Consider the following 21977-nt stretch of genomic DNA (forward strand, 5'->3'; position numbering starts at 1 on the left):
TTCGCGAAGCGGAATTCCTGCCTGCCGGATTAAACATCGTCCTATTCCGGGCTGTCCTCGCCCGAGGAATGCGCGGGTTTGACCAGATAGCGGCGCACCGGAACGTACATCAGAAGCGCGATCAGAAGCTGCAGGAGCGCGGTCGGCGCCACCTGCCAGTAGAAGACGTGCGCGAACTCCAATTCCGTCAGTCGAAACAGCTTATAGATGAAATAGACGACGGAATCGAGCAGCAGACCGAACACGAGCACCGCCCACGAGAACAGGTTGACCGTATAGCTTTTGTATTCCGAGAGCAGGCCGGCGAGATACCCGATCAGGCCCATGCCGAAGCCGTAGGGGCCTACAAGGTGACCGTAGGCCAGCACGTCCTGAAGCAGCCCGAAGCCGAGCCCGAACAGGAAGGCGGGATGGCGTCCCGCATAGCCGGCTACGAATATCGTTAAAACAAACGTGAGATGAGGCAGCAGCCTGTCGCTCCAGCCCGGCGGAATCAGCCAGGGCACGATCGCGTTTTCCGCGACGACGAGCGCGAGCCCCAGCAGAATCGCCCAGTTGATGCGCATGCTCACGGCTCATCCACCTCTGGCACGACGATGACGAACACGTCCCGGAGATGCTCGAATTGGGCCGCCGGCTCGATCGTCGCCGTATACGTCAATCCGAAATCGCCGACCTGGCTGCTCTTGACCTTGCCGATAATGATTCCTTTCGGGAACAGGCTGCCGAGTCCGGACGTAATGACCGTGTCTCCGTCCACCGGTTTGTCCTTTTCCTCGATCTTGGACATGAGCAGCGTTTTCGTTTCCTCGTCGTATTCGATAATTCCGAAAGAGTCCGGCTTGCTGAGGAAGGTTGCGGATACGGGAGTTCCTTTGGACGAGCTCGGGTCCAAATTCGTAATCAACGTGACGGTGGACGTGAAATTTTTGACCTTGCTCACGAGCCCGACCAGCCCGTCCGAGGTACGGACCGCCATTTCCGGTTGGACCCCGTTCTTGCTTCCGAGGTTGATCGTAATCGTCTTCTCGTATGGATTGGACGTGCTGCCGACGACCTGCGCAGGCAGGTAGCGGTAGTTGTCCATGTTTTTCTGACGCTCCGTGAAGCCCAGCAGCTCCTCCAGCTCCCTGTTTCTCGCTTCGAGCATGTTGAACTTGATTTGGTCCTGCGTATACTGGGCGACCGTCTGACGGAACTGTTCGTTCTCCTTATAGACGTCGGAAAGCCGGCCGAGATCGCGGAAGAAATCCGCGACCGCTCCGACCGGCCGGTAGAACACTCCTTGCACAGTCCCGAAAGCATCGTTCACGAATTTCTCCGGCCAAGTCAGTCGGGTCCGGCCTAACGTAAACCCCATGAGGGCGATAAATACGATTAGACCGATCATGAGAATAAACAAACGCTTGTTGCGCATTAAGCGAAAGATCGCGCTCACCTGCTTTCCCGTCCTGTAAATTTATCGGCTGGATCGGGATGCTCCGCCCTTGGACTTGAACAGATGGATGTTCTCCAGCGCGCGGCCGGTGCCGATCGCCACGCAGTCGAGCGGATGCTCCGCGACGAGCACGGGCATTCCCGTCTCCCGGGCGAGCATCTTGTCCAAATTGCGAAGCAGCGCTCCGCCGCCTGTCAATACGATGCCGCGATCCATAATGTCGGCGGACAGCTCCGGAGGACACTTCTCCAGCGTCGCCTTAACCGCCTCGATAATCGAATTGACCGTATCGGACAACGCTTCCGTAATCTCGTCCGACGTAATCGCCAACGTCTTCGGCAGCCCCGTCACGAGATCGCGGCCGCGAATCTCGATCGATTCGACCTTGTCCAGAGGCAGGGCGGAGCCGATCTCCATCTTAAGCTGCTCGGACGTCCTCTCGCCGATCATCAGATTGTACAGCCGCTTAATATAAGCGATGACCGCATCGTCCATCTCGTCTCCGGCGATGCGGATCGACTTGCTCGTGACGATGCCTCCGAGGGAGATAACGGCCACTTCCGTCGTGCCTCCGCCGATGTCGACGACCATGCTTCCGGTCGGCTCCCATACCGGCAGGTCCGCGCCGATCGCCGCGGCGAAAGGCTCCTCGATAATGTAAGCCTCCCTCGCTCCGGCTTGCTTGGTCGCGTCCTCCACCGCGCGCTTCTCGACGGCGGTAATGCCGGACGGCACGCACACCATCACGTTCGGGTGGCGCGGGAACATCGCCCGCGGCTTCTGCGCCTTGCGGATGAAATACTTGATCATCGTCGCCGTCGTCTCGAAATCCGCGATCACCCCGTCCTTCATCGGACGGATGGCCACGATATTCCCCGGCGTACGGCCGATCATCTTTTTCGCATCGGAGCCTACGGCTTCAATTTTCTTTGTATCGGTACGCAGAGCAACCACGGACGGCTCTCTGACGACGATTCCTTTGCCCTTCATGTACACCAGCGTATTAGCGGTTCCGAGATCGATGCCCAGATCCCGCGTGAATCCTCCAACCATTCTGCTACCTCCTGCTATGACCGCGACTGCTAGGGTTGACGCTCAGGCTGCGTGTCAGTCGTCGGGACAATCTTATTTATTATATTATAAGCAGCCCATCTCCTTCAAACTAATAAAGCGGCTGTCACCGATTACCAGATGATCGAGAAGCTCGATGCCGAGAAGCTCTCCGCTCTCTCTCAGACGCCTCGTGATTTGAAGGTCCTCCGCGCTCGGCGTCGGATCGCCGCTGGGGTGATTGTGGGCGCAGAGGATCGATGCGCTGCTGCGCCTGATGGCGGCCTTAAACACTTCTCTCGGATGAACGATGGAGGCGTTCAGGCTGCCAATGGACAGCGTCTGACGGCCGATGACCTGGTTTTTGGTATTGAGGAACAGGCATACGAAATGCTCCTCCCGGTAGTGCCTCATCTCCTCCATGAGAAGATCGGCGGCGTCCTGGGGGCAAGTGATCTTGACCGTCTCCGGCAGCCTGGAGCGGGCGATTCTTCTCCCGAGCTCGATGGAGGCTTGAAGCTGAAGCGCCTTGGCGGGACCGATCCCGCGAATGTGGATCAGATCCTCCCAGCCGCTCTCCGCCAGCCCTCTCAGCCCGCGGCACTCGTTCAGAATGCGCTGGGCCAGATGCACGGCGGACTCGTTCGAAGTGCCGGTGCGCAGCAGAATGGCCAGCAGCTCGGCGTGGCTAAGCGCCTGGGCGCCGTGCTGCTGCATGCGTTCTCTCGGGCGCTCCCCGGAAGGCAGCTCCCTCAATCGAAGCGATCTTTGCTCCAATGAAACAACCTGCTTTCATGACCGCGTCGGCCGCGGAATTGGCTTCGTCTTTCAAGGAATCGCAAGCTCGAACTGCTCCAGCAGCACCGCCAGAAGAGAGACGGGCAATCCGACGACGTTGAAGTAATCGCCTTCGATCGATTCGACGAGCACGGACCCGAGTTCCTGTATGCCGTAAGCTCCGGCTTTGTCCATCGGTTCCCCCGTCGCGACGTAGCGGGCGATCTGCTCCTCCGTCAGAGCCCTCATCCGAACTTTCGTCACCCGATGGGAGGTGGCCGTCCTGCCGTCGGACGATCGGATGCAGGACACTCCGGTATAGACCTCGTGAACGCGGCCGGCAAGCTGCCGAAGCATGCCCCTGGCCTCCTGCTCGTCTCTAGGCTTTCCCATGATCTGGCCGTTCAACACGACAATCGTGTCGCTTCCCACGATAATAGACGATTCATCCGGCTGTTCGGTTAGCTTCTGCCTGACCGCCTGCGCCTTGCGCCGGCTCAATTCCTCGACGATCTCGCGCGGAGACCATTCCTCCGGCGTCCTCTCGTCGGCTCCGCTGGGGATAATCCGCACGGGCAGGCCGAGCAAGGAGATCAATTCCTGCCTTCTCGGCGAAGAGGAGGCCAGCACGAGAACGGCTGCGGCTTGCTTCACGGACGGCATGCTTTTTTTCTTCCTTTCGAATTACATTTTGCGGTACAGCCAGATCGCGGCGGCAGCGCCAATCACGCTGAGCAGACTGAGGCGAACTTCGAGATTCAGGCTGTACTTGACCACGGACAGATCGGCGGCCGGCGACCAGCTGACCTCCAGGGAACGGGTCAGAAAAGAAAGGCCCGGAACCTCCTGCAGCCAATTGGCGAGCAGAGCGCCGGCGAGCAGCCCGAGAAAAAGAAACAACAGCAGAATCCATCCGTTTTTCTTCATTTTTCCCCGTCTCCCACCATTTTTTGACACCCGTCCTTTCATTATACGTCCCTCGGACAAGTCGCACAACGTGTAAAACGAAAGACAGCCTGAGCGATGCAGGCTGTCCCGTCCTAAAGTCCCGATACCGCGTTCGCAGCCCGGAGAGGGGTCCCAAACCGGGACGCTCCGCGCCTCCCCGACCAGGCCCGGCCATTAGCTTTGAACGCCTGGCCGGAGCGCTTCCCGAAGACGGCGCTCCGCGAGCAGCGCGTTCATCGCCGACGTCTGCATATTCCACAGCTGCTTCCGGGAAGGCTCCTTGACGTATTCGTCCATCGCCGCCTCTCCCGCCGAGAGCGCCTGCGCGATCCGCGCCGCTTCGTCCGCCGCCTGGCCTCCCCATCCCCCTTCGCGCGCGGATGCGGTCCGCCATCGCAGCTTCGCCGCCTGCCATTCCGCCAGCCTTTTGTCGCTGAGCGCGGCCGGCTGCCGCTCCTGCAGCCCCGTCCCCGACACGCGGACAAGCTCTCGGATCATCGCCGAGGAAGCGTCGAAATATTCGGCGTCTTCCGCCGTCAGCTCGCCTGCGCCGACCCGAAGCGCCGAACTTTCGAGCGGCTTGATGTAGATATCCATGCCGGACATCTGCGCGGCCAGCAGCTCGGCCTCCTCCTTCGTCAGCGTCGCCGCGGCGTAAACCCGATATCCGTCGTTCTCTTCCGTTCCCCACGAGTAGCCCTTGTCCTTCAACTGCTTGGCGGCCGCCTCCATGCTCTCCGCGCTCTGGAAGACGCCGTATTGCAGCATAAAGTAGCGTTCCGGCGCCACTTCGCCGAGCGCGGGGACGGCGGCTTCTCCGCTAGCCGGAACGGATCTCTCGGACGCGCCCGCCGTCTCGGTTGCGGCGGACGGTCCGCTCGGCTGCGCCGGGAGCCCCGTCGCTTCCGAACTCGCCGTTCCCGGAAACAGCGGCTCGCCCGTAAACAGGCCGAGCACCATGTAGCCGAACAGCACGCCCGTCGCGATAGCGCCGGCCACGGACAGAACGACTCGGCCCCATGACGGCCCCCGCTCGCGCACGATCTCCGTCGTCGCGATCGAATCGTACCACCCGTTGTTCGCTCCGAACCGATTCCCTTCGGCCGTCCCGTCCGGAGCCTCGCCGAGCTTGTCCTCCATCCATTCCAGCACGGAGACGTCCTGAACGCCACTTTGACCGGGCTTAGGGCGGGAGGAAAAGGCGGTCTCGGACAGAAGCGGGCCGGAGCCGTCGGACTTCCGGATTATTTCCTCCAGCGCGTGAATGTCGTCTTGAAACGGACTGTTCCAGGCTTCGAATTTCGCCGACGCCGGGGAGGGCTCCACGCGGGTCTCCGGCGTGATTTCTATCGGGTCGGCTTTGCCGGGGGCAGGCAGTTCGATCGGCTTCGTCTTCGGCTTGACCGGGGGTTCGAAGCGAATGGTCATTCTGGCATTGGATCGCATGCGAAGTCTCTCCTTGTCCTATAATCTATGAAATTAGGATATGAGAGAAGAGAGACAAATATGAACAAAAAACCGCCCCGCTCGGTTGAACGAATCTCCGTCGGGAGACCGTATTCGACCATCGGGGCAGTTCAGGCCGCAGGGCGGTTCATGTTATTCGGCTTCGCGCTCCTTAAGCAGACGGGACAGCTCGACGGACGTTTTCCAGATATCTCCAGCTCCCATCGTCAGCACGAGATCTCCGGGAGCGGCCCGCTCGGCCAGAATGTCGCGCACCTCTTCCTTCGTCGGAACGTACGACACGTTGGGATTGCTGTTCTCCGCTATGAGCTCCACAAGCTTGCGAGAGCTGACGCCTTCTATTCTCTGCTCGCCCGCCGGAGAGTAGATGTCGGTAATGAACACTTCGTCCGCATCGGCGAACGCCCGGCTGAACGCATCGAGCAGGAAATACGTCCTCGTGTACCGCTGCGGCTGAAATACGGCGATAATGCGCTTGCCGGTCGCTTTCGCGGCTTGAATCGTCGCCTGAATCTCCGTCGGATGATGGGCATAGTCGTCGATGACCAGCATGTCCTTCACTTCTCCAAGCACTTGAAACCGGCGCTTGGCTCCGCGGAACTCCTTGATCGCTTCCGCGATCGCCCCGAACGGCGCGCCCGCCTCCAAGCATACGATAACGGTAGCCAAAGCGTTGTATACGTTATGGCGTCCGGGAACGGACAGATCCACCCGGCCGAGCACCCGATCGCGGCGGCTCACCGTGAACGAAACGCAGCGGTCCCCCAGCTCGACGTCGGTCGCCCTGTACTCCGCATCCTCCGACTCCATGCCGTATGAAACGACACGTCTGTCTTTTACCTGCGGCAGCAGCTCCCGAACGTTCTCGTCGTCCGCGCAGACGACGGCGCAGCCGCCCGGCTTGATGTTGCGCAGGAACGAGACGTAGGCGGCCTTCAGCTTATTGAAGTCGCCGTCGTAATTTTCCAGGTGATCGGCCTCGACGTTCGTAACGACGCCGATCGCCGACTCGTACTGCAGGAACGAGCCGTCGCTCTCGTCCGCTTCCGCCACGACGAACCGGCCCTTGCCCGCCTTCGCGTTCGTGCCGACGTTCACAATCTCTCCGCCGATAATGTATGTCGGATCGAGTCCGCAATTTTCCATGACGAGAGCGATCATCGACGAGGTGGTCGTTTTGCCGTGGGCGCCCGCAACCGCAATTCCCATGCGGGCATTAAGAAGACGGGCCAGCATCTGGGCCCGGTGCAGTACGGGAATATTAAGCTGCTCCGCCTGCTGGCGCTCGACGTTATCCTTGGACAACGCCGTCGAATAGACGACGAGATCGGCTCCCCGGACGTTCTCCGGCTCGTGGCCGATATAGATTTGAGCCCCTTTGGCGGCCAGCTTGTCGGTCAGTTCCTGGCTCGCCACGTCGGAGCCCGACACCCGGTAGCCCATCTCCAGCATGACGCGGGCGATGGCGCTCATGCCGTAGCCTCCGATGCCGATAAAATGCACATGCTCTGCAGTTCGCAACAACGCTTCACCAGCCTTTTTCAGATTTCGTTCCTTGGAGCAGCCATGAACGGACGTCCGCGATCAGGTACAGCGTACCGGTAATCACGTTCAGCGCACTCCCGTTCCCGGCAGACGATGAAGCTCCCAGCAGCAATTCCAACGCGCGCCGCCAATCCGGCTCGACGACGATGGCGGGAGAGCGTCCCAGCTCGTCGCCGACCCGCTTCGCCACGGACGCAAGCTCGGCGGCGTTCATTTTTTTATGAAAATCGGGTTCCGTGATCACAAGCGTATCCACCAATGGTAGTATATGCCGTAATGAATGTTCATGATTCTTATTCGGCATCATCGCGATCATCGCATTTAACCGGTCGTACGCATAGACGTCCCGCAGAGCCCGGCTCAGCGCCTCCATCCCTTCCGGGTTGTGCGCGCCGTCGAGCAGAATGCGCGGGTCATTCGACACCATCTCCAGACGTCCGGGCCATACCGTCTCCCGCAGCCCGGCTTCCAGCTGCTCGTCGTCGACGATGAGGGCATAGTACTGCCGCAGCACCTCGAGCGTCATGACGGCCGTCGCCGCATTCGCGACCTGATGCTCGCCGTTCAGCCGGATTGTCAGCGATGGAATCTCGCGGAACGGACTGCGGAAGGAGAAACGCTGCTCGTCCTCGGCGACGGACAGCGCTTCGAAGAAGAACTGCTCCCCCGCCCGGTATAATGTCGCCTGACGCGAACGGGCCGTCTCTTCGACGACCTGCACCGCTTCCGGCTGGGCGACCGCCGAGACGACCGGAACGCCCGACTTGATGATGCCCGCTTTCTCGCGGGCGATATCGGCGAGCGTCGGACCGAGAACGTCCATATGGTCGTGGCCGACGTTCGTCACGACGCTAATGACCGGAACGACGACGTTCGTGACGTCCAATCGCCCTCCCAAACCGGTTTCCCAGACGACGTAGTCGGGAAAGGCAACGGTGCCGTAGTAAAGAATCGCCAGCGCGGTCGTCACCTCGAACATCGTGAGCGGGCCGAGCTCGCTTGCGGCAAGCTCGTCCGCCGCCGGCTTCAGCCGGTTCGCCAGCCGGACCAGATGCTCGTCCGGGATGTCCTGCCCGTTATATTGCAGACGGTTGGAATAGGAAGTGAGGTACGGAGACGTGAACGTCCCCACATCGTAGCCGCTCTTCAGCAGAACGCTCGTCAAAAACGCGCATACCGAGCCCTTCCCGTTCGTCCCCGCCACGTGAATAAATTTAAGTCTGCGCTCGGGATGGTTGAACCGCTCCATCAGCGAGCGGATTCGATCCAGGCCGGGACGGATGCCGAAAGCGGTCAATCCGGTAATCCACGCCATCGCCTCCTCCGCCGTGCGAAAGGCCGCCTCTTCCGTCGGTTTGTCATTCGTCATGTTGCCTTGCGCCTCCCGTCATCCTTGCAGCTCCGCAATTCTTGCCAATACCTTGTCCCTTTTGTCGCGGTAATCCTCGCCCTTGGCCCGTTCCTGCTCGACGACGTGAGCCGGCGCTTTGGCGAGATAGCCTTCGTTGGCCAGCTTTTTCTCGACCCGCTGAACCTCCGCGTTCAGATGCTCCAGTTCCTTGTTCAGCCGGGCAATCTCCTGCGCGATATCGATCAGACCGGCCAGCGGCAAATACAGCTCTGCGCCGGTGACGATCGCCGTCATCGCTTTGTCCGGCGGCGTCAGCGCGCGATCCAGCGTATACGCGGACGTGTTGCAGAACCGCTGAATATAGATCTCGTTCCGCGAGAATATCGCTTCCTCCGCCTCTCCCGTCGGCTTCAGCAGCAGCTCGACCTTCTTGCCCGGGGAGACGTTCACTTCCGCGCGAATGTTGCGCACGGCGCGAATCGCCTCCATCAGCAGCTCCATCTCCTTGACCGAGCCCGGCGCCTCGAATTCCGCGCGGTACTCCGGCCAAGCGGCCAGCATAATCGTATCGCCCGGCTCGTGAGGCAGATGCTGCCAGATTTCCTCGGACAAGAAAGGCATAAAAGGATGCAGCAGCCGCAGCGTCCGGTCGAGCACGTAGGCCAGCACCGATTGGGTGCTGCGCTTGGCCTCCTCGTTCTCCCCGTAGAGCGTCAGCTTGGCAAACTCGATATACCAGTCGCAAAGATCGTCCCAGATGAAGTTGTACAGCAGGCGGCCCGTCTCCCCGAACTCGTAGCTTTCCATCAGGCGGGTCACGTCGCGGGCGGTCTCGTTAAAACGGTGCAGAACCCAGCGGTCGGCCGTCGACAGCTCGCCGCGCAGGTCGATCCGCTCGTAGCCGAAGCCTTCCAGATTCATCAGCGCGAACCGGGAGGCGTTCCAGATTTTGTTCGCAAAGTTGCGCGCCTGCTCGACCTTCTCGAAGCGGAAGCGCAAATCCTGTCCCGGCGTGCTGCCGGTCGAGATCATGTACCGCATCGCATCCGCGCCGTACTTCTCGATGACCTCCAGCGGATCGACGCCGTTGCCGAGCGATTTGGACATTTTGCGGCCTTCCGCGTCGCGGACGAGGCCGTGAATGAGCACGTCCTTGAACGGAATGCGGTCCGTAAATTCCAGCGCGGTGAAAATCATCCGGGCGACCCAGAAGTAGATGATGTCGTAGCCGGTAACGAGCACGTCCGTCGGGTAGTAGCGCTTGAAATCGTCGCTCTCCTCCGGCCAGCCCAGCGTGGAGAACGGCCAGAGGGCGGAGCTGAACCACGTGTCGAGCACGTCGTTGTCCTGCTTCCACGGGGAGCCGGGCTCCTCCGCGCCTGCGGGCGCCTCCATGCCGACGTGAATCTCTCCGGTCGTCTCGTGGTACCAGGCCGGAATCCGGTGGCCCCACCAGAGTTGTCGGGAGATGCACCAGTCGCGCACGTTCTCGATCCAGTGGAGATAAATTTTCTCGAACCGCTCCGGCACGAAGCGGACGCCTGCTCCGGATTTCTGCGAGGCGATCGCCTGCTCGGACAGCGGCTTCATGCTGACGAACCATTGCGTGGACAAATACGGCTCGACGACGGCGCCCGAACGCTCGCTGTGCCCGACCTGGTGCACATGGTCCTCGATCAGAACGCAGACGCCTTGCTCCTGCAAATCCTTAACGAGCGCCTTGCGGCACTCCGCCCGGTCCATGCCTTCGTACGGACCGGCGAATTCGTTCATGCGGCCGCCTTCGTCCATGACCGTAATTTGCGGCAGGGCGTGTCTGGCGCCGACCTCGAAGTCGTTCGGGTCGTGCGCCGGCGTAATCTTGACCGCGCCGCTGCCAAATTCCTTGTCGACGTACTCGTCGCCGATAATCGGAATTTCGCGGTTTACGATCGGCAGCACAATCGTTCGGCCGATCAGATGCTTGTAACGCTCGTCTTCCGGATGAACGGCGACCGCGGTGTCTCCGAGCATCGTCTCCGGACGCGTTGTAGCGACCGTAATCGATCCGCTTCCGTCGGAGAGCGGATAGCGGAGATGGTACAGATGCCCGTTCACTTCCTTATATTCGACCTCGATGTCCGACAGCGCGGTTCGCGCCGCCGGATCCCAGTTGATAATCCGCTTGCCGCGATAGATCAGCCCTTTTTCGTACAGACGAACGAACACTTCGCGAACGGCTTTCGACAGCCCTTCGTCCAGCGTAAACCGCTCGCGCGAATAGTCGAGGCTCAGACCCATTTTCGACCATTGGTCGCGGATCGTTCCGGCATAGAGCTCCTTCCATTCCCACACCTTCTCTAGGAACGCTTCGCGGCCCAGATCGTAGCGGCTCTTGCCCTCTTCGCGGAGCTTCTGCTCCACCTTGGTCTGGGTCGCGATGCCGGCGTGGTCGGTCCCCGGCAGCCACAGGGCGTCAAAGCCCTGCATCCGCTTGAAGCGGATCAGAATATCCTGAAGCGTAAAATCGAGCGCATGCCCGATATGCAGCATGCCGGTGACGTTGGGCGGGGGGATGACAATCGTGTATTTGGGAGCGTCGGGGCGACGTCCGGCTTGAAAATACCCGCTCTTCAGCCAATGGTCGTACCATTTGCGCTCGGCGCTTGTCGGGTCGTAGGTCGTCGGCATTTCGACGTTCGGGCTTTTCGTGGATTCGGACATGTGTGGCACTACCTCCATAGAGACATCGATTCGCTGTTGGCTTGCGGCTCGGATCGGCTTCGGCGCCTTCACGAACCGCCAAAAAATACAAAAACCTCCCGTCGCAAAGGACGAAAGGTCAACTTCCGTGGTACCACCTTCGTTCCGTCCGGCCGGCTTGCGGACCGTAACGGCACTCGACGCAAAGTAACGGTTGCGACCGTCCCGTTCTACTTGGCCGACGAAGCGGCGGATTTCGAACCCGGGAAACTCCAGGGCGACTCGCAGACAGCGCAATGCCTGCGGAACCTCTCAGCGCTGCATGACAGCGGTCCCGCTCTCTGACGGATGTTCTGACTGCTCTTCCCTATCCTCGTTATTGTAACTTATTTTACCTTTCCCCTCTATGAGAGTCAATATGGAGGCGCAGCGAAAAAAGACCGGCGCTCGATAGAATCGAACGCCGGTCGGATGAGATGGCGAATTACGGAATATAGAGCACCTGGCCCTCGGACAAATAAGGCTCCTGCAGTCGATTGTACAGTTGAAGCTCACGCGATTGAAGGTTGTAGCGGCTGGCGATCGCTTCGAGCGTCTCTTCCTTCTGGACGATGCACATCTTGACCGTGCGGAAGGACTGCGCCTCCGAGCCGCTGCCGAGGAATAGCCGCGTCCATTCGATCTCGTCGCCGGAGAGCGCGCTCTGCGCGGAAGCCTGGGCCTGCTGCGCCTGCTGCTCCGCTTGCGCTTCCGCCTCCTGAATGCGCAGTTGGGCTTCGCGCCTGGCGCCTTTTTCTCCGAGCTGCGAAAGCAGACCGACTCCCGAAGGCTGAGACGGCGCAGCCGCGTCGAGCGGCTTGCCTCCCAAGGCGACTCGCAAATCCGGCTTCTCTTCGATCGCCGGCGGCTCAGGCTCGGCCTGCAGCGCCGGCTCGACCTCCTGCTCCGGGTCTGCCTCCGCCGGCTGCTCCGAAACGGCCGGCCGCTCCTCCGACAAGTCCCCCCACGGAACGCCCTCGCCGGAGGCGGGCGATTGAGCCTCCTTAGTCTCCTGAGCTTGAACGGCCTCCGCCGGCTCCCCCCTGGACTCCTCCAGGTTCTGGAACATCGACAGCCAGCTGCTCTCCTTGGCTTCCTTCGAAGCGTCATGAGCCAGCGTCGCGTCCGTCTCCTCCTGCAAGCCCCACTCGTCAACCCGCTCCGGTTCGGCCAGCTCTCGGGCCGGCAGCAGCGAAGGCTCCTCGCCGGTCGGCTCCCCGGCCTCTTTCCCGCTCGTCTCCTCCGGCACGGCTTGCGATTCCGCCGCCCGGAACGCCGAAGCGTCGAGTTCTTGGTCCGCCTCCGCCGGAGCCTGGTGGACGACCGTAAAGCTGTCGTCGCGCCATACCGGGCTCTGGGCGGCCTGCACTTGCAGTCCGCGCAGCGCAAGCACACCGGTTACGTTAAGAGAGCGGGTCGTCAGCAGATCCACGTCGAAGTTATCGATCTCGACCGCAAGCTCCTCTACGCTTTGAATCCGGTTATGGGGAAGCGCAATCTCGACCGGAATCCAGTGCTCGAGCTGGGACAGGCCCGCATTCGCCTGCGACCGGTACACTCCCGACAGGAGCAGATGCCCTCTCAACAGCACCTGGTCGTCCTGGGGCAAGGCTTGCATATGAGGCACCAATTCGATTTCTTCCAGCTCTTCTATTGCGGCCACATCGTCAGGCAGGTGCACGCGCTCGTAAATGTCGAATCGCAGCCCGTTTAACTGATCCGTCACGACGAAGTCCTCCTTTCGGCAATTAGCGTCCGGCCGCGGCCGGCACCTATGCAAATTCACTAATTATCTATATGCCGGGGATGGGCGGGCATGCCTTGAAAATGCAAACAACCCCTGGCCTTTTTTTAAGGCAGGGGTCGCGACGAAAGGCTCCGTTAAAGCGCGGCCAGCGCCGTCCGGTGCGCCTCGATCGTCAGATCGATATCGCGCTCGGTGTGGGCGATGGACACGAACCAGCCCTCGAAAGGTGAAGGAGCGATGTTGACGCCGTTGTCCAGCAGCCGCCGGAACACGCTGCGGAACCGCTCCGTATCCGATGTCCGGGCGACGTCGTAATTGATGACTGCCTGATCCGTGAAGAACGGACACACCATGGAGCCGACGCGGTTGATCGTCATCGGGACGCCGCAGGCTTCGGCATTGCGCAGCAGACCGGCTTCCAGCCGGCCGGACAGCCGCTCCAGAAGCTGGTAAGCTTCCTCCGTCATCAGCTTGAGCGTCGTGTAGCCTGCAGCCATCGCCAGCGGATTGCCCGACAGCGTTCCGGCCTGATAGATCGGACCGACCGGAGCCATATGCTCCATAATCTCCCGCTTGCCGCCGTATGCGCCGACTGGGAGGCCTCCGCCGATCACCTTGCCGAGACAGGTCAAATCCGGCGTAATGCCGTACAAGCCCTGCGCGCAGTGAAGATGCACCCGGAAGCCCGTCATCACTTCGTCGAAAATCAGCAGGCTGCCGTATTGCGAGGTCAGCTCCCGAAGTCCGGCCAGGAAGCCCGGCAGCGGCGGTACGACGCCCATGTTGCCCGCGACCGGCTCGACGATCACCGCTGCGATATCTTCGCCGTACCGCTCGAAGGCCAGCTTCGTCGAATCGAGATCGTTATAGGGAACGGTCAGCGTATGGGAAGCCACGCTCTCCGGCACGCCCGGACTGTCCGGCAGCCCCAGCGTGGCGACGCCGGAGCCCGCCTTGATCAGCAGGCTGTCCGCATGACCGTGATAAGAGCCCTCGAACTTCAAAATTTTGCTTCTATTCGTATACCCGCGCGCCAGCCGCAGAGCGCTCATCGTCGCTTCCGTGCCGGAATTGACCATGCGCACGACCTCCACGGAGGGCACCCGTTCGCACACAAGCTCGGCCATTCGCGTCTCCAGCTCGGTCGGCGCCCCGAAGCTCGTTCCTTTCTCCGCCGTGCGCTTGATCGCTTCGACGACTTCTGGATGGGCGTGGCCCGCGATCAGCGGCCCCCAAGACAGCACGTAGTCGATGTAAGTCTGGCCGTCGATGTCCGTAATCCGGCTTCCTTCGCCCCGATCGACGACAAGCGGGGTCAGGCCCACCGACTTGAACGCCCGCACCGGACTGTTCACGCCTCCCGGAATGACGCTCTTGGCGCGCTCGAACTCCGCCTTGGAACGGGAGTCGACGCGAATTCGCTGATTTTCGCTCATTTTCGTCACATCCTACTATCAGAATTGGAAAAGGCTGTGTTAAACTGGATACGCGCCATTAAACCGTCCAACCAACCCTACATAGAGCAGGAGTGACGATTCCATGATTGAATGGCTGAAAAAGGTGTCGCTGTTCGATAATCTGAACGACGAGCAGCTGGAGCACGTGCTCCGCATCTCCCAGAGAAAGACGTTCCCCGCCGGAACTTTGCTGTTCCAGGAGAAGGAGCTGGGCCTCGCCTTCTATGTCGTGCTCAGCGGCTCGATCAAGCTGTTCACGAGAGGCGGGAACGGCGAGGAGAAAATATTGTCGCTGGTCAGCAGCGGCGAAAGCTTCGGAGAGCTGTCCCTGCTCGACGGCAGACCTCGCTCCGCTTCGGCCCGGACGCTCGAGAAGACGACGGTGCTGGAGCTGGCCTCCGAGCAATTCATGAGCTTGCTGCAAGACCACTTCGATATTACCCGGGGAATACTGGCCGAGCTCTGCCGCCGATTGCGGGCGACGAACGAGCATGTCAACGACCTGACGTTCCTGGACGGCCGGACGAGAGTGCTGAAAAACCTGATCACGATGGCCAACCGCAACGGCAAGCGCGAAGGCAACATCATCTCCATCTCGATGACGCTTAATTTCGACGAGCTTGCCCAGATGGCCGGCGTCACCAAGACCGTGTTGACCGATGTCATCCGAGAGCTGGAGACGCGGGGCGTCCTTCGCTTCGGCATGGGCGAATACATGCTCAACCTCGACAAGCTCCGCGGCTAAAGCCTCAGCCTTCCCTCAACCAGCGAGCGGCATCCTTGGCGTGATAAGTGATGATCAGATCCGCTCCTGCGCGCTTCATGCCGGTTAACGTCTCCAGCACGATCGCCTTCTCGTCGATCCATCCCTGCTGCGCAGCAGCCTTGACCATCGAGTATTCGGCGCTCACGTTGTAAGCGACGATCGGGAGGGAAAATCGGTCTCTCAGCAGCCGAATGATGTCCAGATAAGCCAGCGCAGGCTTGACCATCAGGAAGTCCGCCCCCTCCTCCACGTCGCTCTGCGCTTCGCGCAGCGCCTCGCGGGAGTTCGCCGGATCCATCTGATATGTCTTGCGGTCCCCGAATTGCGGGGAGGAATGGGCGGCTTCGCGGAACGGCCCGTAGAAGGCGGACGAATACTTCACCGAATACGACATAATCGGAACGTTCTCGTATCCGGCTTCGTCCAACGCCTGCCGTATCGCCGAGACGAAGCCGTCCATCATGTTGGAAGGGGCGATAATGTCGGCTCCCGCTCGCGCCTGGGATACCGCCGTGCGCGCCAGCAGCCTCAGCGACTCGTCGTTGTCGATCTGCGCGCCGCATTCGGTCGTATGGACGACCCCGCAATGCCCGTGGTCGGTATACTGGCACAGGCAGGTGTCCGCGGCAACGATCAGTTCGGGGTAGAGGCTCTTCATTTTGCGAATCGCTCTCTGCGTAATGCCGTCCTCGTCGTAGGCGGACGTGCCGAGCGCATCCTTGTGATCGGGGACGCCGAACACCATCACCGATCGAACCCCGGCATTCGCGATGTCCGCCAGCTCCTTTTCCACCCTGTCCAACGACCAGTGAAAGACGCCGGGCATCGAAGAGATCTCCTCCTGCACGCCTTCGCCCTCCGTGACGAAGATCGGCATCATAAAATCGTTCGCCTCCAGGCTCGTCTCTCTAACGAGACTTCGCAGGCCGGGCGAATTTCTCAATCTGCGGTTGCGAACCGTCGGATAATGGGCCATTTACCGTTCAATCTCCCTTCCTGTCGCGTCTATTAAAGCTTGAACCAAGCCGTCAATCGTATAGCGGTCCGGCACGATCGATACGCGCAGACCGTGCTCCTCCGCCGTCCTGGCCGTAACCGGCCCTATGCAGGCGATCTGGCAGCGCTCCAGCGCCTTCCCCGGATCGGCGACGCCCAGCCGGCGAAGCGCCTCCAGCAGATTGACGACCGTCGAGGAACTGGTGAACGTCACGGTGTGAATCTCGCCGTTGTTCAGCATTTCGGGCAGCCAGATGTCGGAAGGAACAGACAGAGCCGTCTCGTAGACGTCGATTTCGACCGTACGAACGCCCTTCGCCGCCAATTCCTTCGGCAGATGCTTCCGCGCCAGATCGCCTCGCGGCAGCAGCGCCGTCTGCTGCTCGGAAACTTGATCCGCCAGACTATCGAGCAAGCCCTCGGCTCGAAAGCTCTCCGGCAGCAGGTCCGCCCGAACGCCCCGCTGCGCCAGCGCCTCTGCCGTCTTCGGGCCGACGGCGGCGAATTTCGCCCGATGAAACCGGCGAATGTCGATGCCGAAGCGATCCAGCCAATAAAAGAAATAATCGACGCCGTTGACGCTGGTCAGCATCACCCAATCGTATTCCTCCGCCCGGGCCAACGCGCTCGCAATCGCATCCTCGGCTTCCTTCCCGGAAGGAAGCCTCGTCTCGATGACGGGAAACTCGTAAGGCTCCCCGCCCAGCTCGTCGATCTTCGCGGCCAGTTCGCTCGCTTGCGCTCGCGCGCGGGTGACGAGGACGCGCCGGCCGAACAACGGCTTGCTCTCAACCCAAGCCAACGCCTCGCGCTGCCGGACGACCTCGCCGACGACGATAACGGCGGGCGGCTGCAGATTGGCCGCCTTCACCTTCGCCTCGATATCGCCGAGCGTTCCGACTACGGTGCGCTGCTCGGCCCTCGTTCCCCACTGCACGAGCGCGACGGGCGTCTCCGGCGCTCTGCCATGCTTGATCAGCTGTGCGCTGATATACCCGATTTTGGCGACGCCCATCAGAAAAACGAGCGTCCCCGTCGCATTCGTCACCTTATCCCAGTAGATCGAATGATCCAGCTTGTCCGGGCTTTCATGCCCGGTTATGACGGAAAAGGAGGAAGCGAAATCGCGGTGGGTTACGGGAATGCCCGCATACGCCGGAACCGCGATCGCCGACGTAATGCCCGGAATGATCTCGTATAGGATGCCGTTTCGTCTGAGCAGTTCCGCTTCTTCTCCTACGCGGCCGAACACTGTCGGGTCCCCGCCCTTCAGACGGGCGACCGTTTTTCCCTGCAGCGCCAAGTCGACCAGCAGACGGTTGATTTCCTCCTGCTTCATCGTGTGGCGATCGGGCAGCTTGCCTACATAGACTCGCTCCGCATCCGGTCTCGCATATTGCAGCAGGTGCGGACCCGCCAGACGGTCGAACACGACGACGTCGGAGCGCTTCAGCGCTTCGAGTCCCCGGATCGTGATCAGCTTCGGATCGCCCGGACCCGCTCCGACCAAGTATACCTTCCCTTTATCCATCGCGGTCTATTCCCTCGCTTCCGCCAGCAGACGATCGGCACCGCGGCGAAGCAAAGCCTCCGCCGCCGCCGAGCCGACTTCAAGCGGCTCGCGGCCCGACGCCGATTCCCGGAGCAGCCGGCTTCCGTCCGCCGAAGCGACAAGCCCTTCCAGCACCATCCCGCCCTCCGGATCTTCCGACTCCAGTCGGGCATAAGCGCCGATCGGCACCTGGCAGCCTCCGTTAAGCAGCCCGAGCAGCCGCCGCTCGGCCTTCACGGTTCGTGCGGTGGCCGTATCGTTCAGACGGTCCAGCAGGAGCAGCAGCTCCTCGTCGCCGCTTCGGCACTCGATGGCCAACGCCCCTTGGCCGACCGCAGGCAGGCAGACGTCCGGCGGCAAGTACTCCGTAATCCGGTCCTTCCAGCCCATCCGGTGCAGGCCGGCCGCCGCCAGCAGAATAGCGTCGAAGCCTTCCTCGTCCAGCTTCCGGAGTCTCGTATCGATATTGCCCCGGATCGACTCGATGCGGAAGTCCGGCCGGTACGCTTGCAGCTGCGCAGAGCGGCGCAGGCTGCTCGTACCGATCTTCGCGTTGTGCGGGAGCTCCTTCAGCGGCTTGCCGCTCCTCGTTACGATGCAGTCCCGCGGATCTTCGCGCCGCGGAACCGCCCCGATGACCAGTCCTTCCGGCAGCTCGAACGGCATATCCTTCATGCTGTGAATCGCCATATCGATCTCTCCGCCCAGCATCGCTTCCTCGATTTCTTTGACGAACAGACCTTTGCCCCCCACCTTCGACAAGGTGACGTCCAGAATTCGGTCGCCTCTCGTGACGATCGGTTTTACTTCGAACGTATACGGCAGGCCGTCCCTCTCGCACAGCTCCTTCAATGATTGTATCGTTTGATTCGTCTGCGTCAGCGCGAGCGCGCTCTGCCTGGATCCGACAATGATGTTGCGCATTAAGCATCTTTCCTTTCCGATCGTTTCGCGAGTTGCCGCAATGCTGCGACGAGTTTGTCCGCATCGTGCAGCCAGGAGGCCGCCCGCCACTCGGCAAGCGCCTCGTCCGTGACGGCCGCGGCGAGCAGAGCCCGGCGTTCGGCCGGATCTTCGACCTCGGCCTTGACGATGCGGCGAATCGTTCTGAGAACCTCGACGTTCTCATTGTAGATCGGCCCGTACCTTTCGGCAAGTTCCCCGACAATGCGGACAGGCAGCGCCGGACCGGCTCCCGAGGCGCTCGCCGTCAGAACGAGACCGCCCCGGCGCAGCACCGCCGGCACGATGAAATCCCCGTTCTCGCCGTCGTCGGCCACATTTGCCGGAATGCCTCTCTCGGCTGCCGCCTCGGCCAGGCGCGCGTTCACCTCGGGGCGATCCGTGGCGGCGAACACGAGGGTCGCCCCCTCCATATCCTTCTCTTCCGCTTCCCGCTCCGACCAGCGCAGCCGGCCGAGCCGCGACCACTCGAGCAGCGCCGGGGTTATCTGCGGGCTGACGACATGGACGTCCGCATTCGCCTCCAGCAGTCCGCCCGTCTTGCGCTGAGCGACGGCTCCTCCTCCGAAGACGACGCATTTGCGCCCATCAAGCCTAAGCAGCAGCGGATACCATCCCGGCATCTGCGTTCCCCCTCATCTGAGCATAGTCCGGCTCGAACCTATACGACCCGGTGAAAGGAAGTCATCGAACCGGCGAAAAACCCGACGACCAGCAAAGCGTAGCCGAGCAGATTCCAGATCGCCAGCTTGATTCCGTCGTCCTTGGAACCGATTTTGCGCAATAGATACACAATATAGGCGAGGCCGGCCATAAACGACAGAACGACCCTCCCGTCCAACAGCTTCTCCGGATTGTGGTCCAGGATGAGCGCCGCCGTTCCCGTCGAGAGGGACAGCAGAAGCAGCGGAACGCCGATCGCCCCCAGCCGGAACGCGCAACGGTCGATCCATTCCAGACTCGGCATATTGCGGATGACGTGCGTCCATTTCTTCGTCTTCAGCCTGCGGTGGAGGAATAAGTACATCGCCCCGAGCAGCGCGGCGATCGTAAGCAGCGCGAAGGAAAGCGTGATCAGGCTGACATGCATGATCAACAGCCTTCTGGCCACCTCCCACGGCTCGAGCGCGGCGGTGTGCTGCGGTCGCTGAATCAGGTTCAGCGCCAGCACCGAGAAGCCGGCGACGTTCACGAGCAGCACGAGAAGCTCCGCGCGAATCAGGCGGTTAATAAGGAAGGATACCGACACGAGCATCCAGGAGACGAAAAACAGATAATCCTTCGTCGTGAGCTGGGGAACGGAAAATCTCTCAATCAGGAAGGAAAGCAAAAAAGCGCCCTGAAGGATCCATACAAAAACAAGCAGCCCTGTTCCCGCCTTTTTCGCTTTCCGGTTGCCGGACGCGGCATCGGAGACGAAAAACAACAGACTCAGGGCGTAAATATAAAGAACGGCATCGGTTAACCAATCCTGCGTAATCATGAGGGCAGCGCCTCCAGCCTCCGCTTGCGTTTATTGCAGCGCTCCCGCCAGCTGCGTCAGCAGCTTGTCGACTTCCAGGACGGGCGCGGAGCTTGCTTTACGGGATTTCTCCCCGGCTTTCTCTTCCGCCTTAAGCCGGGCCACTTCCTCTTCAAGCGCGAACAGCTGCACGAACAGCTTCATCGCTTCCTCGCTGCGCTTCTCCGCAGCCAGCTCCTTAATCCGCAAGATCGGATCGTGAATCACTTGATTGACGATGCTTTTGGTAAGCTTGCGGATCACCTTCAGCTGCCGTTCGTCAAGCTCCGGCAGCTTGCGCATCAGACTGTCCAGCGTGCTGTCGTGGATCGAGGCGGCTTTCTCCTGCAGCGCACGGATGAGCGGACTGACCCCCAGCGTCGCGTACCACTGCTGGTACGCCTCCCGCTCCAGCGAGATCATCTCCTCGATCAGGGCCGCCTCCTGGCGCCTCTTCGCAAGATTCGTCTCCACGATTCCTTCCAGATCGTCGATATCGTACAGGAAGACGTTCGGCAAATCCCCGCAAGACGGTTCGATATCCCGCGGCACCGCGATGTCGATCAGGAAAAGCGGCTTTTTCTTGCGGGCGGCCATCGCCGCTTGCACCTGCTTGCGGGAGAGGACGAACTGATCGGCGCCGGTGCTGCTAATGACGATGTCCATCTCGGCCAGACGAGCGATCGCCTCGTTCAATGCCAGAGCCGTTCCCTGGAACTTGCCGGCCAGCTCATGCGCCTTCTCCAAGGTGCGGTTAACGACGAACACTTCCTTCGCCCCGTTCGCGTGCAGATGCTGCGCCGTCAATTCGCTCATCTTGCCCGCGCCGACGATCATAACCCTCTTGTCGTCGAAGCGTCCGAATATCCGCTTGCCCAGCTCTACGGCCGCGTAGCTGACCGATACCGCGCTTTCGCCGATCGACGTGCTGGAATGCGCGCGCTTGGCGAGCGTGATCGCCTGCTTGAACAGACGGTTAAACAGCGTTCCGGTCACTTGATGCTCCTGGGCGAGCAGAAACGCGTCGCGGACCTGGCCCAAAATTTGCGTTTCCCCGATAATCATCGAATCGAGACCGCTGGCGACGCGGAACAGATGCTCCACCGCGCGGTCGTCCTCGTACATGTAGAGATGGCTGTTGAATTGCTGGCGCGGAATGCCGAACCATTGCTCCATGAACGAGCGAATGTAATGTCCGCACAGCTGCAGGCGATCCACGACCGCATAGATTTCCGTCCGGTTGCAGGTTGCCACGATAACCCCTTCGAGAATGCTGGTCGTTTGCCGGAGCGCCTGCAGAGCAAGCGGCATCTCCCGTTCGGACAGCGCGAACCTCTCGCGAATTTCCACTGGAGCGGTACGATAATTCAATCCGACGACGATCAGATGCATGGCAATCACCCGGCTTTCTTCTGACTGGAGTAAGGACTGGCCTGTATATCAACGACTATTATAGCACAGTTAAACGGGCACTTCCCCGCCAAATATGAAAACTTTATGAAACCCAAGGCGACGCTTATTTTCCTATTGTCGTCGAAACGCCCGAATCGTATGCGAACAAGCATAAACGACTTTCCCGTCTTTAGGATCGGCGGGATCACGTAGATGTCGGAGGGGATTCCGATCAGGATCGCGTATTTTATCCTTGCTGAATCACGAAAAAGAAAAAGCCACGAGCGGGCTGCTCACGGCTTCATT

19 protein-coding genes are annotated in these 21977 nt (G+C 60.8%); 1 reads left to right on the forward strand and 18 read right to left on the reverse strand.

All coding sequences use genetic code 11. The features are described 5' to 3' along the window. Positions 1–41: 41 nt before the first annotated feature. The 12 genes from mreD to hemL all read right to left on the reverse strand — a co-directional run bounded on the left by mreD (position 42) and on the right by hemL (position 14480). The gene (gene mreD / locus ACFO3S_RS19325; protein ID WP_378099620.1) at positions 42–566 is read right to left on the reverse strand and encodes a rod shape-determining protein MreD; all 525 of its coding nucleotides are present in this window, start codon (positions 564–566) and stop codon (positions 42–44) included. A 2-nt stretch (positions 567–568) separates the two neighbouring features. Then, positions 569–1438 (reverse strand): rod shape-determining protein MreC, encoded by an 870-nt coding sequence (mreC, locus tag ACFO3S_RS19330; RefSeq protein WP_378099456.1) that lies wholly within the window; start codon positions 1436–1438, stop codon positions 569–571. 21 nt (positions 1439–1459) lie between these two features. Further along, a complete protein-coding gene (locus ACFO3S_RS19335; protein WP_378099458.1) occupies positions 1460–2491 on the reverse strand; it encodes a rod shape-determining protein in 1032 nt (343 codons plus the stop codon). An 84-nt stretch (positions 2492–2575) separates the two neighbouring features. Further along, positions 2576–3265, reverse strand: a complete 690-nt coding sequence (radC, locus tag ACFO3S_RS19340; RefSeq protein WP_378099460.1) for a RadC family protein — start codon at positions 3263–3265, stop codon at positions 2576–2578. 51 nt (positions 3266–3316) lie between these two features. Beyond that, positions 3317–3928 carry a Maf family protein gene (locus tag ACFO3S_RS19345; protein WP_378099462.1) on the reverse strand — a complete coding sequence of 204 codons (612 nt, stop codon included), beginning with the start codon at positions 3926–3928 and terminating at the stop codon, positions 3317–3319. A gap of 21 nt (positions 3929–3949) precedes the next feature. Then, positions 3950–4192, reverse strand: coding sequence for a DUF4321 domain-containing protein (locus tag ACFO3S_RS19350; RefSeq protein ID WP_378099464.1), 243 nt, complete (start codon positions 4190–4192; stop codon positions 3950–3952). Positions 4193–4387: 195 nt separating this feature from the next. Continuing rightward, the gene (locus tag ACFO3S_RS19355; protein ID WP_378099466.1) at positions 4388–5659 is read right to left on the reverse strand and encodes an SPOR domain-containing protein; all 1272 of its coding nucleotides are present in this window, start codon (positions 5657–5659) and stop codon (positions 4388–4390) included. A gap of 153 nt (positions 5660–5812) precedes the next feature. Next, positions 5813–7201: a UDP-N-acetylmuramate--L-alanine ligase gene (gene murC / locus ACFO3S_RS19360; protein ID WP_378099468.1), complete on the reverse strand. Its 1389-nt coding sequence runs from the start codon at positions 7199–7201 to the stop codon at positions 5813–5815. 7 nt (positions 7202–7208) lie between these two features. Continuing rightward, on the reverse strand, positions 7209–8594 hold the full coding sequence (locus ACFO3S_RS19365) for a bifunctional folylpolyglutamate synthase/dihydrofolate synthase (protein WP_378099470.1): 1386 nt from the start codon (positions 8592–8594) through the stop codon (positions 7209–7211). An 18-nt stretch (positions 8595–8612) separates the two neighbouring features. After that, on the reverse strand, positions 8613–11279 hold the full coding sequence (locus ACFO3S_RS19370; protein WP_378099472.1) for a valine--tRNA ligase: 2667 nt from the start codon (positions 11277–11279) through the stop codon (positions 8613–8615). Between the two features lie 463 nt (positions 11280–11742). Next, positions 11743–13023 carry a LysM peptidoglycan-binding domain-containing protein gene (locus ACFO3S_RS19375; protein ID WP_378099474.1) on the reverse strand — a complete coding sequence of 427 codons (1281 nt, stop codon included), beginning with the start codon at positions 13021–13023 and terminating at the stop codon, positions 11743–11745. A 155-nt stretch (positions 13024–13178) separates the two neighbouring features. After that, positions 13179–14480 (reverse strand): glutamate-1-semialdehyde 2,1-aminomutase, encoded by a 1302-nt coding sequence (gene hemL / locus ACFO3S_RS19380; RefSeq protein ID WP_378099476.1) that lies wholly within the window; start codon positions 14478–14480, stop codon positions 13179–13181. Positions 14481–14583: 103 nt separating this feature from the next. Between hemL and ACFO3S_RS19385 the strand changes: the two genes are divergently transcribed. Continuing rightward, positions 14584–15246, forward strand: a complete 663-nt coding sequence (locus tag ACFO3S_RS19385) for a Crp/Fnr family transcriptional regulator (RefSeq protein WP_378099478.1) — start codon at positions 14584–14586, stop codon at positions 15244–15246. A gap of 4 nt (positions 15247–15250) precedes the next feature. On the opposite strand, the gene hemB is transcribed toward ACFO3S_RS19385, so the two are convergent. Genes hemB through hemA form a run of 6 tightly spaced genes read right to left on the reverse strand, consistent with a single transcriptional unit; the run spans position 15251 to position 21671 of the window. Beyond that, positions 15251–16243 carry a porphobilinogen synthase gene (gene hemB, locus ACFO3S_RS19390; RefSeq protein ID WP_378099480.1) on the reverse strand — a complete coding sequence of 331 codons (993 nt, stop codon included), beginning with the start codon at positions 16241–16243 and terminating at the stop codon, positions 15251–15253. Further along, positions 16244–17794, reverse strand: a complete 1551-nt coding sequence (gene cobA, locus ACFO3S_RS19395) for a uroporphyrinogen-III C-methyltransferase (RefSeq protein WP_378099482.1) — start codon at positions 17792–17794, stop codon at positions 16244–16246. A gap of 6 nt (positions 17795–17800) precedes the next feature. Then, positions 17801–18739, reverse strand: a complete 939-nt coding sequence (hemC, locus tag ACFO3S_RS19400) for a hydroxymethylbilane synthase (protein ID WP_378099484.1) — start codon at positions 18737–18739, stop codon at positions 17801–17803. Beyond that, positions 18739–19401, reverse strand: a complete 663-nt coding sequence (locus tag ACFO3S_RS19405) for a precorrin-2 dehydrogenase/sirohydrochlorin ferrochelatase family protein (RefSeq protein WP_378099486.1) — start codon at positions 19399–19401, stop codon at positions 18739–18741. The genes hemC and ACFO3S_RS19405 overlap by 1 nt, the downstream gene beginning before the upstream one ends. A gap of 38 nt (positions 19402–19439) precedes the next feature. Beyond that, a complete protein-coding gene (gene ccsA / locus ACFO3S_RS19410; protein WP_378099488.1) occupies positions 19440–20261 on the reverse strand; it encodes a cytochrome c biogenesis protein CcsA in 822 nt (273 codons plus the stop codon). 30 nt (positions 20262–20291) lie between these two features. After that, positions 20292–21671 (reverse strand): glutamyl-tRNA reductase, encoded by a 1380-nt coding sequence (gene hemA, locus ACFO3S_RS19415; RefSeq protein WP_378099622.1) that lies wholly within the window; start codon positions 21669–21671, stop codon positions 20292–20294. Between the last annotated feature and the right edge of the window lie 306 nt (positions 21672–21977).

This window comes from Cohnella hongkongensis (assembly GCF_042654645.1).
GTDB classification, from domain to species: domain Bacteria; phylum Bacillota; class Bacilli; order Paenibacillales; family Paenibacillaceae; genus Cohnella; species Cohnella hongkongensis.